The organism is Cyclobacterium salsum, assembly GCF_010119245.1.
GTDB lineage: Bacteria > Bacteroidota > Bacteroidia > Cytophagales > Cyclobacteriaceae > Cyclobacterium > Cyclobacterium salsum.
The window spans coordinates 1-1,612 of sequence record NZ_WNKG01000038.1 but is presented as its reverse complement, the minus strand read 5'-3'; the positions used below and the strand labels follow the sequence as shown (position 1 = coordinate 1,612).

Annotated in this window: 2 protein-coding genes; both read right to left on the bottom strand. The window is 38.6% G+C overall.

Annotated features, from left to right (window positions below):
* Positions 1-231 precede the first annotated feature (231 nt).
* The gene (locus GJS45_RS23555; protein WP_235954951.1) at positions 232-1,143 is read right to left on the bottom strand and encodes an IS3 family transposase; all 912 of its coding nucleotides are present in this window, start codon (positions 1,141-1,143) and stop codon (positions 232-234) included.
* Entirely contained in the window at positions 1,140-1,571 is a 432-nt protein-coding gene (locus GJS45_RS23550; RefSeq protein WP_162344347.1) for a hypothetical protein, read from the bottom strand. Before GJS45_RS23550 ends, GJS45_RS23555 begins: the two co-directional genes overlap by 4 nt.
* Positions 1,572-1,612: the final 41 nt, after the last annotated feature.

The window sequence follows — 1,612 nt, the reverse complement described above, 5'->3', positions numbered from 1 at the left end:
TGACCCGTCCTGAAAAAAGTTTACAGATTTAAATTTTATTCATTGTTAGTCCTACCACAAATTTACATTTAAATTAAGTCCGAAAATAGGTTTACATTTACATTTATCAACCGAAGCGTAAATCAGCTCTGCTGGAGAGCAACTGACCAGGAATAGGTTGATCAGATAAGGTTGACCCAGGGCTTTCGTCCTGGGTTACTTTAAACCTATTCTGTCTATTCCTAAGAAAACTCATTTTTCCATTTCGCTTAATTCCCTTTTCTTATAATAGTTTTTCCATAAACGCCTAACTTCTTTATCCAAGGATCCCTCATGTACCTGCGATGGAACCATATTGCCAACGCTCGAGTGCGGTCTTTCTTCATTATAGAGTCCAACAACAGACTCCAATATAGTTTTAGCTTCCTCTAGGCTATCTATCTGATAATCAAAAAGATATTCTCCCTTTATTATTCCGTTTAATCTCTCAGCAAGAGCATTTTCCAATGGATCCCCATTTTCTGTCATTGATATTTGAATGTTGTTTTTTCTGAGTAGTTCCACATACCCAGCACTACAGTATTGAGATCCTCTATCCGAGTGATGAATCAGTACAAAAGCCCTCGTATCAAGTCCTTTTAACGCCATTTTTAACGCATAAATACTTTCGATTGCTTCCATCGTCTCTGCCACCTGATAACCGACGATTTTTCTTGAGTAAGCATCTGTTATAAAGCTGATGTAATAATGGCCCCCTTTTGTCTTCCAGTAAGTAATGTCGCTTACCCAAATGTGATTCGGGCTCACTGGCTCCAGGTCCTTGATCAAGTTGGGATATTTCTTCATCCAGTGATTCGAGTTGGTGGTTACGTGATGCCGTTTTCGTCTCCGAACCAGCAGTCCCCCGCTTCTTAGCAGATCAAAGAAGGCATCCCTTCCCATTTTTATTTGATGCTCGTACATAAACTCCTCAAGTTTACCGAACAGTTTTCTGCCTCCCAAACACTTGTGTTTCTTACGGATACCCCGAATTTCCAGAATCAGTATCTCTTCTTCTATGGCTGTTTTTAAAACACGGTGCTTATTTTGGTAATATGCTTGTCTTGTCAGGCCAAACCAAGAGCATAAGTCGACTAAACTTATGCCCTTGAAGTTATACTTCATTTCTTCGATGGTTTGGTATTGTACTTTTTTCTTATAGAAATGTTAAACTCCTTCTCGGCAAAATCAACCATCGTGGAGAAGGCAACAGCCTTCATCTCTGCTGTCTGAACTTGCTTTTCAAGGTCTTCAATGCGTTTCTTTAGCTTGAGAATTTCAAATTCCTCAGAACCGGTCCCATCTTCTTTTTTGCTGTTGGGCATAGACTCAAAGTTAGCGGTTTTGATGAATTTATCATTAATGCCTAATTTCCGCATCCACATAGCAATCTTACCATTTTCGGTTTTATATCCGGTATACCTGTTATAAACAGCCTTTTTTGTTTCATTGCCGGACAAATAGTCATGAATAATTAGCTTCTTTTCATGATCTGAAAAATACAGCCGATTTCCACACCATTGTCCTAAATTAGGTTTACTCTTTTTTTCCATTTTACACATTATTTGTGTAAACCTATTTCAGGACGAGTCAG